The organism is Pseudothioclava alba, assembly GCF_033100795.1.
In the GTDB taxonomy this organism is placed as follows: Bacteria; Pseudomonadota; Alphaproteobacteria; order Rhodobacterales; family Rhodobacteraceae; genus Pseudothioclava.
Genome location: NZ_JAWLVI010000002.1, coordinates 143,165 through 156,731, shown reverse-complemented (window position 1 = coordinate 156,731; position 13,567 = coordinate 143,165). Strand labels below are relative to the sequence as shown.

The following is a 13,567-nucleotide window of genomic DNA, read 5'->3' as shown; positions in this document are numbered from 1 at the left end:
ATGTCTGATCGCAGAAATATCTCCGGCGGCTCGCCTTACGAGCCGAAACTCGGCTACTCGCGTGCCGTCGTTAAAGGCGACTGGTGCTTTGTTGCGGGCACAACCGGCGCCGATCCGGATACCAAGGCTTTTCCTGACAGCGTGCTGGATCAGGCGCGCAACACCTTCGCAACGATCAAACGTGCACTAGACGAGGCTGGTTTCAGCTTCGAGGACGTCGTGCGAGCCAACTACATAATCACCAACGCGGCCTATATGGAAGAAATCATCCCAGCACTATCCGAGGTGTTCGGCGAGATCCGCCCCGCAGCAACGATGATCGTGGCCGGCCTTGTGAACCCTGCGATGAAAATCGAAATCGAACTGACGGCGTTTAAGGGATGACCCAAGATTGGCGGCATGGTGGCTTCGGCCTTTACCTGCATTGGCCCTTCTGTGCCGCCAAATGCCCCTATTGCGATTTCAACTCGCATGTATCCGCGAAAATCGACCAATCACGCTGGAATAGAGCCTATTTAGCCGAGATTGACCGCTACGCTGCCGAAACAAAGGGGCGCGTTCTGAAATCGGTTTTCTTCGGTGGAGGCACGCCCTCATTGATGGAGCCTGAGTTGGTTCAGGCCATCCTTGATCGAATTCGCGACCGCTGGACGCTGGCGAATGACGTTGAAATCACGCTGGAGGCAAACCCCACAAGCATCGAATCCGGGCGGTTTAGAGCCTATTCCGAGTCTGGGGTGAACCGTATTTCGATGGGAATGCAGGCGCTGAACGACGACGATCTGCGCAAACTGGGCCGGATGCATACCGCCGCCGAAGGGCGCGCGGCCTTTGACATCGCGCGCAAGCATTTTGATCGGGTCAGCTTTGATCTGATCTACGCGCGGCAGGACCAGTCTCTGGACGCGTGGAAAGCCGAGCTTCGGGAAGCGCTGGAAATGGCAGTTGACCACTTCTCGCTGTATCAACTGACGATCGAAGATGGCACAGCCTTCGGCGCACGCCTCGCGGCGGGAAAGCTGCGCGGGTTACCGGATGATGACCTTGCATCAGATATGTATGTGATAACACAGGAAATTTGTGACTCCTACGGGCTTCCAGCCTATGAGATCTCAAACCATGCCCGAGCTGGTGCCGAAAGCCGTCACAACCTTGTTTATTGGCGCTACGGCGATTATGTCGGCATCGGCCCGGGGGCGCACGGACGACTATCGCTGGGCAGCGCTCGCTACGCGACCGATACCCCTAAATCTCCCGAAGCGTGGCTTCAGCAAGTCGAAACGGCAGGCTCCGGCGAGCTTGACCGCGATGCCCTGCCCCAACACGAGCAGGCAATCGAGCTTTTGCTATTTGGCTTGCGTCTCAGGGAGGGGCTGGACACCGATCGCTTCACCCGCCTTTCAGGCGCACCGCTTGACCCATCCAAGATAGAGATGCTGCAAGAATTTGGCATGATTACGCTGAAACAGGGTCTAATTTCCGCCACGCAGAACGGGCGTGCGGTGTTGAATGCCGTCATACGCGAGTTGATGCCATGACGCGGCTCGTCTGGGGCATATTGGGCGGACTCTCGTTCGGCCTGGCTCTCGTGGGCGTCCTTGTTCCGCTGTTGCCGACCGTTCCATTTCTGCTTCTTGCGGCATTTTTCTTCGCTCGCTCCTCCGAGCGACTTCACCACTGGCTCCTAACACATCCGAAATTCGGTGCCGCGATACAGGACTGGAACGACCGCGGCGCGATCTCAAAACGCGCAAAAATTGCCGCAACAGTGTCTATTCTTGCGTCTATTGCGCTGACGTTCGCGATTGGAGTCGGTGCAAAAGTTCTTTTTATTCAGGCAGGTATCCTTGTCACTGTCAGCCTGTTCATTTGGACCCGCCCAAGCGTTTGAACTCAGCGGAAATTGCTGAGCATCTGGCAAATAGCGTCAAGCTCATCAAGATTCTTATAGTCAATCATCAGCTTACCGGCGCCGGTCGCCTTGTGGTCAATCGAAACCTTCATGCCGCTTGCCGCGGAAAGATCCGCTTCTAGCGCGCGGGTATCGGCGTCCTTTTCGACGGTCCGGCTTTGCGGCAACGATTTTGTCTCGGCGGCCGGTTTCTTCGCCAGCCGCTCGGTCTCGCGCACCGAAAGCCCCTGCGAGACAACCTTCCGAGCCAGTCCAACCGGATCAACCGCCGTCAACAGGGCGCGCGCATGCCCCGCCGAAAGCTGTCCGTCGCGCAGAAGCTCTTGTAGTTCCTCAGGCAAGTTCAAAAGGCGCAGCAGATTGGCAATATGCGAGCGGCTTTTCGACAGCGCCTCGGCCATTTTCTCTTGAGTATGGCCGAAACGGTCCATCAACTGACGGTAGCCAAGCGCCTCTTCAAGCGGGTTAAGCTCGGCGCGCTGAATATTCTCGATGATAGCGATTTCAAGCACTTCAATATCGCTGAACGACCGCACGATCACCGGAAGCTCGTGCAGTTGGGCAATTTGCGCAGCTCTCCAGCGGCGCTCGCCCGCAACAATTTCGTAGTGATCCGCCTTCGTCGGGTGTGCACGCACGATAAGCGGTTGAATCACACCCTTCACGCGAATTGACGCCGCCAACTCCTCAAGCGCATCAGGATTAAAACTGCGGCGCGGCTGATCCGGATTCGGCTCGATTTGCTCGATCGGGAGCTTCATATCTGCGCGGCGCGGCGTATTGTCGCTTGCCGGTTGATCAAGGTGAACATCCGCCATGAGGGCCGAAAGGCCGCGACCAAGGCCACGGCGTTCTTTTTTCTCGCTCATAGTTTACCCTTTCATAGCGGCTTCGTGCCGATTCAGCATCTCGCGCGCCAGCGCCCTATAGGCCTGCGCACCCCGCGACCCCGCATCGTAGCTCAGAACGGACATCGCATAAGAGGGCGCCTCGGAGACGCGAACATTGCGCGGAATCATAGTCCGGAAGACTACCTCGCCAAGCGTCGCGCGCGCATCAGCCTCTACCTGTTGTGATAGATTGTTACGAACATCATACATCGTGAGGACAACGCCTTCGATACGCAGGTCTCGGTTCACAGACTGGCGCACTTCGCGGACCGTCAGCATCAGTTGCGACAGCCCCTCCAGCGCAAAAAACTCGGCCTGAAGCGGCACGAGGATCGACTGCGAGGCGGCCATCGCGTTTACTGTCAGCAGCGAAAGCGACGGCGGGCAGTCGATGAGAACGTAATCGAACCGAAAGCCATCCATATCCGGCTGACGCAAGGCATCATGCAGCAAGAAGCTACGTTTTTCATTGGAAATCAGCTCTATATCAGCTGAGGAAAGATCTGTCGTTGCGGGGCAAAGCCACAATCCTTCGATCTCGGTTTTCTGGAAAACATCCGAAATCGGAGCATCATCGAGCAATAGTTCATAGGTGCTGAGCTTCCGGCTTTCTGGCTCCGAACCAAGCCCCGTTGAGGCATTTCCCTGCGGGTCCAGATCGACCAGAAGCACACGCTTGCCATGCTCTGCAAGCGCAGCTGCAAGATTGATTGCCGTCGTCGTCTTTCCCACCCCGCCCTTCTGATTGGCGATCGAGATAATTCGTGGCGGCGGCGGCCGGGTAGGGTCAGACACGGGATACCTCTTGAATAGTCAGTATAGCCGCCTCCGGGTCGGTTAGGCTCGGGTGCGTAGAATATGAAAATGACCAGTTTTTCGTTGCCTCTGCAAGCTCTTCGCGCCACCTGCCCCCTTTTGGAAAGATGCAGACACCCCCTGGCGCAAGATGCTGCTCTGCAAATCCGAGCAAAGCATCAAGCGGCGCCAAGGCGCGTGCACTCAGGAAATCTGCGCCTAGCGGTTCAGTCTCATCTATACGTCGCGCCAGAACTTTCGTGCTCAGGCCCAGCTCACGCACCACCGCCAAAAGAAACGCCGACTTCCGCTGATCGCTTTCTACAAGGGTGAAACGTAGTTCGGGGGCTTTCTCCAAGGCAATAACAGCAAGAACAAGACCAGGAAAACCGCCGCCGGACCCCAAGTCTACCCAATGTCCATTGGCCGCGCCAGCCACGGAAAAGAGCTGGGCCGAATCCAGAAAATGCCGGGACCACACCTCATCTAAGGTTTTTGGGGATACCAGATTGATCGCCTGATTCCATTTACGAAGAAGGGCGTCATAGGCCTCGAGTCGCGCTAATGTTTCACGTGAAACATTAGTTTTGTCCTGAAATTCCGCCTTCAACGTATCAATCATGCCGATTTTGCCCGAAATTGCTTCAGCCGCGCCAAGATAAGGGTCAATGCCGCCGGCGTCATCCCTTCTACCTTAGCCGCGTGCCCAAGCGTTTGCGGGCGCGCGCGCGCAAGCTTTGTTTTCAGTTCGCTGGACAGGCTTGGGAGCAAATGGAAGTCGAAGCTGTCCGGAATTTTCCAGCTCTCATCCCGCTTGATTGCCTCCGCATCACTCTCCTGACGCTCAACATAATTTGCGTAAAGAGCCTCAATGGATAGCTGCTCGGAAATTTCGTCAGCAATTGCAGACAGCTCCGGTGCGGCCGTTTGCAGCATCGAGAAATCTATAGACGGAAACGCCAATAAATCAAATGCACTGCGCTTTGTGCCATCCTGATTGACAGGAAGTCCTTTTTTCACTGCTTCTTTCGGTGTGAAAATCAGGCGATCCAAGAGTGATCGCCCCGCCGCAAGCGCCTCCATCTTTAGCTCGAACGCATTGCGGCGCATTGCGCCAACACAGCCCAACTCGATACCCAGGCCGGTTAGACGCTGATCGGCGTTGTCGGCCCGAAGCGAAAGACGGAATTCTGCGCGCGAGGTGAACATGCGATACGGTTCTGACACGCCACGCGTAACCAGATCGTCAATCATCACACCAATATAGCTGGATGAGCGGCTAAAGATCGCATCTTCGCGGCCCTGCGAAGCGAGCGCAGCGTTTAAACCGGCCACAAGCCCCTGTGCTGCGGCCTCTTCATAACCCGTGGTTCCGTTAATCTGTCCTGCCAAGTAGAGGCCAGGTTGCGCGCGCAATTCCAGCGTTTGACGCAACGCCCGCGGATCGACAAAGTCATACTCGATTGCGTATCCTGGCTGCAAAATCCTAACCGATTCAAGACCATAGATAGATCGAACGTAGTCTTCCTGAACATCTTCGGGTAGCGAAGTGGAAATTCCATTCGGATATACCGTGTCGTCGTCCAAGCCCTCTGGCTCGAGAAACACCTGATGCGAGGCCTTATCGGCGAAGCGAACAACCTTATCCTCGATCGAGGGGCAATAGCGCGGACCGACTCCCTCGATATGCCCACCATACATCGCCGAACGCGACAGATTCTGCCGAATCACATCATGCGTCCGCTCGTTGGTATGGGTTATCCCGCAACAAACCTGACGCGCGAACGGTCGGCGATTCATAAAAGAAAAGACCACCGGCTTATCATCTCCCGGCTGCTTCTCAAGCACATCCCAGCGAATCGTTTTCCCATCGAGTCGCGGAGGAGTTCCGGTTTTCAGGCGACCAAGCGGAAGCCCAAGCTCCTTCAGGCGCCGCGCCAGCGCCACCGAAGGTCTGTCGCCCATCCGCCCACCTTCGCGTCGCTTATCTCCGATATGAATAATACCGTTCAGGAACGTTCCGGACGTCAACACAACGCCATGACTGCGGATCTCGGTCCCGTCGGCCAGAACAACCCCAGCCACACGCCCGCTTTCAGAAATCAGATCCGCGACTTCTGCCTCAATGACGCTCAGGTTTTCCTGTTCAACGGTCATTTTCTGCATCGCTTCGCGATATAGACGACGGTCCGCTTGCGCCCGTGGCCCGCGGACAGCCGGCCCCTTGCGGCGGTTTAGCAGGCGAAACTGGATACCCGCCAGATCCGCGCCGCGCCCCATGACACCATCAAGCGCGTCGATTTCCCGGACAAGGTGCCCTTTTCCTAAGCCGCCAATCGCGGGATTGCATGACATGACACCAATTGCATCCGCACGAAGTGTCACCAAAGCCGTTTTGGCACCAGTCCGCGCTGCCGCGTGAGCCGCCTCGGTTCCCGCATGACCACCACCCACAACAATGACATCAAAATGTTTCACGTGAAACACTCCTCACTTCCCGATGCAGAAGCTCGAGAAAATTTCATCCAGCAGATGCTCGACATCCACCCGGCCAACAAGAGATTCAAGCGCGCGCGCCGCAATCCGAAGCTCCTCCGCAGCCAATTCGGCCCGGTCAGCCCCCGCTAATACCTCATTTCGCGCCGATTCCATAGCCCGCAACGCCGCGCTCAACGAATTGCGATGACGCTCATGCGACATGACACCGGCGGAAGCAGCCATACCCTCAAGTCGAGACGCAATTTCAGAGATCAAGCGGTCAACGCCTTCTCCCGTCTTGCCAGACACACACAGGCCAGCCTGCGCAAAAACATCCGCCTTGCCATGCACAACCAGATCGCCATTCAGCGGCTCAATCAACGGCACGTCGGCGCCATCGAGCAAGAATACACGCAAATCCGCGGTTTTCGCCCGCGAGATAGCTCGTTCCACGCCGATTGCCTCAACAACATCATCAGTTTCCCGCAGACCGGCCGTATCAAGAACCGTGACTGCAAGTCCGTGCAAATCCATACGAACCTCGATCACATCACGCGTCGTTCCAGCAACTTCAGAAGTAATCGCTGCATCACGGCCCGCAATCGCATTCAAAAGCGTTGATTTTCCAGCATTGGGCCGCCCGACGATCGCGACTTCAAAACCTTCCCGGATACGCTCACCAGCGGCAATACCGCGCAATTCCATGTGAATCGCGGCTTCAACACGCGAGATAAGCTCCAGCACCTCTGGCGACACATCGACCGGAACTTCCTCATCCGCGAAATCAATTGTCGCCTCGATCAGCGCACCTGCCCGCACAAGATCTGCGCGCCACGCATCGACATACTGACCAACCGCACCTGAAAGCACCTTAAGCGCCTGTTTTCGTTGTGCTTCTGTTTCAGCTTCTATCAGATCCGCAAGCCCCTCGACCTGAGCCAGATCAAGCCGCCCATTTTCAAGCGCACGACGCGTAAACTCACCAGCCTCTGCCATCCGAAGCCCGTCGATCTGCGACAATGCCCTCAGGACAGCCGAGACAGTCGCAATCGCACCATGAATATGGAACTCAACCACCTCTTCGCCGGTAAAGCTTGCGCCAGCGTCGAACACCAGAACAACGGCCTCGTCCAGCTCTTCGCCATCCAGCCGAAGCTTTCGCAGCCCCGCAACGCGCGTTTTCGGCAATGTCCCACAAAGACGCAGCCCCGCCTCTTTCGAGCGAGGCCCGGAAACGCGGATAACCGCCACCCCCGCTTTACCGCGGGCGGTGGCTAGTGCATAGATCGTATCCATCATAACCCTTTGAGGTTAAATGATAAAACAGGATTACCCGTTCATGGAGTCGAAGAATTCGCCGTTCGTCTTGGTTTGCTTCAGCTTCGAAATCAGGAACTCGATCGCGTCCGTCGTGCCCATCGGATTCAGGATGCGGCGCAAGAGATAGGTCTTCTGCAGGTCTTTCTGATCGACCAGCAGATCCTCTTTCCGCGTGCCGGACTTAAGAATATCCATCGCCGGGAAGACGCGCTTGTCGGCAACCTTACGATCCAGCACAATCTCCGAGTTACCCGTGCCTTTGAATTCTTCGAAGATCACCTCGTCCATGCGCGATCCGGTGTCGATCAGCGCAGTCGCGATAATGGTCAGCGAGCCACCTTCTTCGATGTTCCGCGCAGCACCAAAGAAGCGCTTGGGGCGCTGCAAAGCGTTCGCGTCGACACCACCCGTCAGCACCTTACCCGAGCTTGGCACAACGGTGTTATAGGCGCGACCAAGGCGCGTGATCGAGTCGAGCAGGATCACTACATCGCGCTTATGCTCGACCAGGCGCTTTGCTTTTTCGATGACCATCTCGGCCACAGCAACGTGGCGCGTTGCGGGTTCGTCGAAGGTCGAGGAAATCACCTCACCCTTCACCGAACGCTGCATGTCGGTCACCTCTTCCGGGCGTTCATCAATCAAGAGAACAATCAGATAGCACTCGGGGTGATTCACCTCGATCGAATGCGCGATGTTCTGCAGCAGAACCGTTTTACCCGTGCGCGGCGGTGCAACGATCAGCGAGCGCTGGCCTTTCCCGATCGGAGACACAAGGTCGATGATCCGCGCGGAACGATCCTTGATTGTCGGATCCTCGATCTCCATTTTCAGGCGCTCGTCAGGATAAAGCGGCGTCAGGTTATCAAAGCTGACCTTGTGGCGCGCGCGCTCGGGGTCTTCGAAGTTGATCTTCTCGACCTTGGTCAGCGCAAAATAGTGCTCATTTTCATCCGGAGAGCGGATCACACCCTCAACCGTATCACCCGTGCGCAGCGAGTGCTGGCGGATCATATCGGGCGAGACATAAATATCGTCAGGACCGGGCAGATAGTTTGCCTCGGGCGAGCGCAGGAAGCCGAAACCGTCTTGCAGAACCTCAAGCACGCCATCGCCGCCGATAACGATGTCATCCTCTGCGTGCTCTTTCAGGATCGAGAACATCATCTCGCCCTTGCGCATCGTCGAGGCGTTCTCGATTTCCCATTCTTCGGCCAGCGCCAAAAGCTCTTTCGGGCTTTTAGCTTTAAGGTCGGCAAGGTTCAGGCGTTCGTTCATGGGGTATCCCATCATCGTAAGGCGCAAGTCCCGATGGCGGGCTCGCGCTGAATTTCATTGATCTATAGAAGAACCGGTCGACCAGAACGGTCGTGGCTTGCGGCGCTGATACGCGTGAATGCTGTCCGAGTCAATAAATCCTCAGAATTTCACAATCACCGAGAGGACAATAACGATCATGAAAATCGTCGGCACCTCGTTCATCATGCGGAATTGACGGCCAGTAAGCGCGTTACGCCCTTCGGCCAGATCGACCCGCTTCTTGGCGCACCAAAAATGGAACCATGTCATCCCGATAATCGAGGCTGCCTTCGTCCAGGCCCAAATGCTTTCCCAGTCAACAATACCGGGTGTCAGCACAAGCATAAGCCCAAAGAGCCAGCTCGACACCATCGCAGGCGCCATGATCGCTTTCAACAGCAGCCGTTCCTGATGGCGAAACAGCAGGTCCATATCCGAGTCTCGCTCAACACCCTGCTTGTTCAGCCCTTCAACGTGATAAACGAACAAACGCGGCAGATAGAACAGCCCCGCCATCCATGCGAGCACCGACATCACATGCAGACTTTTGGTCCAGACATACAGTTCGGCAAGAAAGTCGGTCATGGCAAGGCTCCTTCGGTGACGCATCACTTCTTAAAATAATTAAGAAGAAAAGAAAAAGATGATGATGATGTAAGGGCTGTGGGTAATGTGGATTATAGCTTTACCCACATACCCAATTTGTCCGAAGCGATGATGTCAGCCTCTGTTTGCCGTCCTGTGAGTATCTAGTATTTCATAAATATATCAATATGATAACAAATACATGGAACTGTAATGCTGTGTTGAAAATCTGTGGATAAAAGGTCGCAGGACATATAATTCCCCCATGCCTGAATCCTACTTTCAACAAGGGGAAAAGCACCGGAGTTTCTTGACAAAAGGTTAAAGAAACCCACAGCAAGACGTCGAAACCGGCTTACTCACAAATCCGCCCCGCCCCTGTCCGGAGAGTTATCCCCATGTCTATCCCCGTCATCCTTGCTTCCGCGTCCGAAATCCGCGCGACGCTTTTGCGCAATGCCGGGCTTGAGGTTCAGATCAAACCTGCGCGTATCGACGAAGACATGATCCGCGCGGGGCTTGAGGCCGAGGATGCCTTGCCCCACGATGTCGCCGATACGTTGGCCGAGCTAAAGGCTGCCAAAGTTTCTTCTAAAAATCCGGGCGCGCTTGTGCTTGGGGCAGATCAGCTTTTGGAACTCAAGGGGCAGATTTTCTCAAAACCCGATACGCCCGAAGACGCCCGCGCCCAGTTACGCGCTCTTTCGGGCAAGACCCACCGTCTGCTGTCCGCCCTTGTGGTGCTGTGCGACGGGCAACCGCTTTGGCGCCATATCGCGCCCGTTCGTCTGACTATGCATGACCTGTCGGATGCCTTTATCGACGACTATGTTTCCCGCAACTGGGAGAGCATCCGCTGGGCGGTTGGTTGCTATAAGCTTGAAGAAGAGGGTGTTCGGCTTTTCTCTCGGATCGAAGGCGATTACTTTGCGGTTCTGGGCTTGCCGCTCATCGAATTTCTGAACTGGTTGCGCGCACGAGGAGAGCTGACCACATGACCGACCACCCAAAAATTCCCTTGGCCGGAGTTATCGGGTCTCCGATTGCACATTCCAAATCGCCACAGCTTCAGCGCTACTGGCTGGAGAAATACGGGATCAAGGGCTTCTACGTTCCAATGGATATTGCGCCCGAAGACCTTGAAACGGTGCTGCGCGCCCTGCCAAGAGCTGGGTTTGTGGGGTGCAACGTCACTATTCCCCATAAAGAGGCGGTGCTGCGGATTGCCGATGTGGTCTCGGATCGGGCGGCGATTATTGGTGCGGCGAATACGCTGATCTTCCGGCCGGATGGCAAGATTCACGCTGATAACACAGATGGATACGGGTTTATCGCAAACCTCAAGCACGACCTGCCGGACTGGACCGGCGCCGAAGGTCCGGCGGCTGTCTTTGGCGCTGGCGGCGCGTGTCGTGCGGTGATTGCCTCGCTTCTGGAAACCGGCTGCCCCGAGATCCGGTTGGCAAACCGCACTCGCGCGCGGGCCGAAGCCTTGCGCGCCGAGTTCGGGGCGAAAATCGTTATTTATGACTGGGTTCAGGCCGGAAATATGCTGGAAGGCGCGAAAACGGTGATCAACACCACCGCGCTCGGGATGGTTGGCAAGCCAGAGTTCCGCGTGCCGCTGGATGCGCTTTCGCCGGATGCGGTGGTGACGGATATTGTTTACACCCCGCTTGAGACCGATCTTCTGAAACAGGCCCGTGCAATTGGATGCCGCACGGTCGATGGTCTGGGGATGCTGTTGCATCAGGCCGTTCCGGGGTTTGAGCGTTGGTTCGGCACCCGCCCCGAAGTTACCGAAGACCTGCGTGATCTGGTGCTTAGCCTATGACCCGTCCCTTCCTTCTGGGGCTGACCGGCTCTATCGGCATGGGGAAATCGACGACTGCCAAGATGTTTGCCGAGGCGGGTATTCCCGTCTGGGATGCTGACGCAACGGTCCATGCGCTCTATGCGACGGGCGGCGCGGCGGTTGCGCCAATCGGGGCGCTGTTTCCGCAGGCGGTCGTGGATGGCGCGATAGATCGCGGGGCGCTGAAAAAGGTAATTGCCGAAGATAAAACGGCTCTATCCCGCCTTGAATCCATCGTTCACCCGCTGACCGCGCAGTCGCGCGAGGCATTTATTACTGACCACCGCGATGCAGATCTGGTGCTGCTGGACATCCCTCTTCTGTTCGAGACGGGTGCAGATAATCTGTGTGATGCGGTGCTTGTCGTGTCGGCCCCGCCCGAGGTGCAGCGCACCCGTGTGCTGGAGCGTGGCACGATGGAAGCAGCGCAGCTTGATCTGATCCTCTCGCGCCAGACACCCGACGCAGAAAAACGCGCGCGCGCCGATCATGTAATCGAGACACTGACCCTTGAGCAGACCCGCGCTGCCGTGCAAGCATTGATCGCCAAGATCAGGGGGCGTCATGCGTGAGATCGTTCTGGATACCGAGACCACGGGCTTTGACCCGTCCGAGGGCGACCGTATCGTGGAAATCGGCGCGGTTGAGCTTTTGAACCATGTGCCGACGGGGCGCACCTATCACCAATATATAAACCCCGAACGCTCGATGCCGCGCGAGGCGTTCGAGGTGCACGGGCTTGGCGATGAATTTCTGGCCGACAAGCCGAAGTTCATCGAAATTGCCGATGCGTTTCTGGAATTCGTCGGGCCAGAGGCAAAGCTGGTGATCCATAACGCCAGCTTTGACATGAAATTCCTTAATGCCGAGCTGGGCTGGGTCAAAAAGCCGCTGATCGCCAATGAGCGCGCCATCGACACGCTTCTGATCGCGCGGCGTAAATTTCCAGGCTCGCCCGCGTCTTTGGATGCGCTTTGCCGCCGCTTCGGGATTGATAACTCGTCGCGGACGCTGCACGGGGCGTTGCTTGACTCTGAAATTCTGGCCGAGGTCTATCTGGAGCTGATCGGCGGGCGTCAGCCTGGTTTCGGTCTGAACTTCGAGGGCGATAATGGCCAGAAATCCGCGCTTGGCCCTTCAGACGACTGGCGCCCGAAGCCGCGTGCGGTGCCGCTGCCCTCGCGCCTGACCGACGAAGAGGCTGCGGCACATGCAGCTTTTGTCGAGAAAATGGGCGATAGCGCGATCTGGCGTCGCTAACGGCTTGCCCGACTGTGTCATTTAAACGCAATAAATGCGGTAAATCGGGCAATTTTCCCATTTAACCTAGCCGCCATTGGCCTTAAATGACCTCCTGTTTCGGGGAAACGGGGGGAAACCATGCTGGACCTGACCACGATGCGGGCCACGTTGGCCGAGAAATTCGATCTGGCGCCGTCACTGACGCTGGCCGAGGAAATGCGGGACATTCACGCGCGTATGGATCGCGTGATGCCCTTGCCGGACTTTGCCCGATACGCCCCCTATATCCGCGAGATCAACCGCCTCAAGCGCGAGAAAAACGCGGTTATCCTTGCGCACAACTATATGACGCCGGAAATCTATCACGGTGTTGCCGATGTGGTGGGCGACAGTCTTCAGCTTGCCGTTGCTGCGACCAAGGTCGAGGCCGAGACGATCATACAGTGCGGTGTGCACTTTATGGCCGAGACCTCGAAAATCCTGAATCCGGCCAAGCGGGTTCTGATCCCCGATGTTCAGGCCGGCTGCTCGCTTGCCGAAAGCATTACCGCCGAAGGTATCGCCCAGATGCGCGCCAAATATCCGGGTGCGCCGGTGGTCAGCTACGTCAATACCACCGCCGAGTTGAAGGCGGCTTCCGACATTTGCTGCACTTCTTCGAATGCCGCGCAGATTGTGGCAGCGATGGACAGCGACGTCGTTATCATGACGCCGGACCAATATCTTGCGCAGAACGTCGCCCGTGATGTGCCGCAGAAAAAGGTCGTCTGGTGGGCCGGATCGTGCATCGTGCACGAGCAATACACCGAAAATGACATCAACGAATTTCGCGCGCATAATCCGGGCGTCGAGATTATCGCTCACCCCGAATGCCCGCCGAATGTTGTGGATGCGTGCGACTATTCCGGCTCGACAGCGGGGATCATCAAATACGTCACCGATCGCAAGCCGCAAAAGGCGATGCTTGTGACCGAATGTTCGATGGCGTCGAATATTTCGGATGCTCTGCCCGAAGTCGAGTTTCTGGGGCCGTGTAACATGTGCCCCTATATGAAGAAGATCACGCTGGAAAAGGTGCTCTGGTCGCTGGTGACGGGCCACGAAGAGGTGATCGTCGATCCCGAGATTGCCGCAAAGGCGCGCGTCGCTGTTCAGCGTATGATCGACCTTTCCAATAAGTTGGGGCTGTAA

General features: G+C 56.6%; 15 protein-coding genes. 8 read left to right on the top strand and 7 right to left on the bottom strand.

Annotation, left to right across the window (positions count from 1 at the left end; translation table 11 throughout):
* Genes RYZ20_RS06650 through RYZ20_RS06640 form a run of 3 tightly spaced genes read left to right on the top strand, consistent with a single transcriptional unit; the run spans window position 1 to window position 1,891 of the window.
* A complete protein-coding gene (locus RYZ20_RS06650; protein WP_317671684.1) occupies window positions 1-384 on the top strand; it encodes a RidA family protein in 384 nt (127 codons plus the stop codon).
* On the top strand, window positions 381-1,538 hold the full coding sequence (hemW, locus tag RYZ20_RS06645) for a radical SAM family heme chaperone HemW (RefSeq protein ID WP_317671682.1): 1,158 nt from the start codon (window positions 381-383) through the stop codon (window positions 1,536-1,538). The genes RYZ20_RS06650 and hemW overlap by 4 nt, the downstream gene beginning before the upstream one ends.
* On the top strand, window positions 1,535-1,891 hold the full coding sequence (locus RYZ20_RS06640) for a YbaN family protein (protein ID WP_317671680.1): 357 nt from the start codon (window positions 1,535-1,537) through the stop codon (window positions 1,889-1,891). The genes hemW and RYZ20_RS06640 overlap by 4 nt, the downstream gene beginning before the upstream one ends.
* Before the next feature lie 2 nt (window positions 1,892-1,893).
* Here the strand turns inward: RYZ20_RS06640 and RYZ20_RS06635 are convergent, their stop codons facing one another.
* From RYZ20_RS06635 to RYZ20_RS06605, 7 genes are all read right to left on the bottom strand, one after another.
* Window positions 1,894-2,781: a ParB/RepB/Spo0J family partition protein gene (locus tag RYZ20_RS06635; RefSeq protein ID WP_317671678.1), complete on the bottom strand. Its 888-nt coding sequence runs from the start codon at window positions 2,779-2,781 to the stop codon at window positions 1,894-1,896.
* 3 nt (window positions 2,782-2,784) lie between these two features.
* Window positions 2,785-3,597: a ParA family protein gene (locus tag RYZ20_RS06630; RefSeq protein WP_317671676.1), complete on the bottom strand. Its 813-nt coding sequence runs from the start codon at window positions 3,595-3,597 to the stop codon at window positions 2,785-2,787.
* Window positions 3,590-4,219, bottom strand: coding sequence for a 16S rRNA (guanine(527)-N(7))-methyltransferase RsmG (gene rsmG, locus RYZ20_RS06625; protein WP_317671674.1), 630 nt, complete (start codon window positions 4,217-4,219; stop codon window positions 3,590-3,592). The genes RYZ20_RS06630 and rsmG overlap by 8 nt, the downstream gene beginning before the upstream one ends.
* Window positions 4,216-6,084 (bottom strand): tRNA uridine-5-carboxymethylaminomethyl(34) synthesis enzyme MnmG, encoded by a 1,869-nt coding sequence (gene mnmG / locus RYZ20_RS06620; RefSeq protein WP_317671672.1) that lies wholly within the window; start codon window positions 6,082-6,084, stop codon window positions 4,216-4,218. The genes rsmG and mnmG overlap by 4 nt, the downstream gene beginning before the upstream one ends.
* Window positions 6,085-6,087: 3 nt before the next feature.
* Complete coding sequence (mnmE, locus tag RYZ20_RS06615) at window positions 6,088-7,371, bottom strand: tRNA uridine-5-carboxymethylaminomethyl(34) synthesis GTPase MnmE (RefSeq protein WP_317671670.1); 1,284 nt, start codon at window positions 7,369-7,371, stop codon at window positions 6,088-6,090.
* A gap of 33 nt (window positions 7,372-7,404) precedes the next feature.
* The gene (gene rho / locus RYZ20_RS06610) at window positions 7,405-8,673 is read right to left on the bottom strand and encodes a transcription termination factor Rho (protein ID WP_317671668.1); all 1,269 of its coding nucleotides are present in this window, start codon (window positions 8,671-8,673) and stop codon (window positions 7,405-7,407) included.
* Window positions 8,674-8,814: 141 nt separating this feature from the next.
* A complete protein-coding gene (locus RYZ20_RS06605; RefSeq protein ID WP_317671666.1) occupies window positions 8,815-9,279 on the bottom strand; it encodes a CopD family protein in 465 nt (154 codons plus the stop codon).
* 398 nt (window positions 9,280-9,677) lie between these two features.
* Here RYZ20_RS06605 and RYZ20_RS06600 point away from each other — a divergent pair, with 398 nt between their 5' ends.
* From RYZ20_RS06600 to nadA, 5 genes are all read left to right on the top strand, one after another.
* Window positions 9,678-10,277 (top strand): Maf family protein, encoded by a 600-nt coding sequence (locus RYZ20_RS06600; protein ID WP_317671664.1) that lies wholly within the window; start codon window positions 9,678-9,680, stop codon window positions 10,275-10,277.
* A complete protein-coding gene (locus tag RYZ20_RS06595) occupies window positions 10,274-11,113 on the top strand; it encodes a shikimate dehydrogenase (RefSeq protein WP_317671662.1) in 840 nt (279 codons plus the stop codon). Before RYZ20_RS06600 ends, RYZ20_RS06595 begins: the two co-directional genes overlap by 4 nt.
* Complete coding sequence (coaE, locus tag RYZ20_RS06590) at window positions 11,110-11,706, top strand: dephospho-CoA kinase (protein ID WP_317671660.1); 597 nt, start codon at window positions 11,110-11,112, stop codon at window positions 11,704-11,706. Before RYZ20_RS06595 ends, coaE begins: the two co-directional genes overlap by 4 nt.
* Window positions 11,699-12,394, top strand: a complete 696-nt coding sequence (gene dnaQ / locus RYZ20_RS06585) for a DNA polymerase III subunit epsilon (RefSeq protein WP_317671658.1) — start codon at window positions 11,699-11,701, stop codon at window positions 12,392-12,394. The genes coaE and dnaQ overlap by 8 nt, the downstream gene beginning before the upstream one ends.
* A 120-nt stretch (window positions 12,395-12,514) precedes the next feature.
* On the top strand, window positions 12,515-13,567 hold the full coding sequence (gene nadA / locus RYZ20_RS06580) for a quinolinate synthase NadA (RefSeq protein ID WP_317671656.1): 1,053 nt from the start codon (window positions 12,515-12,517) through the stop codon (window positions 13,565-13,567).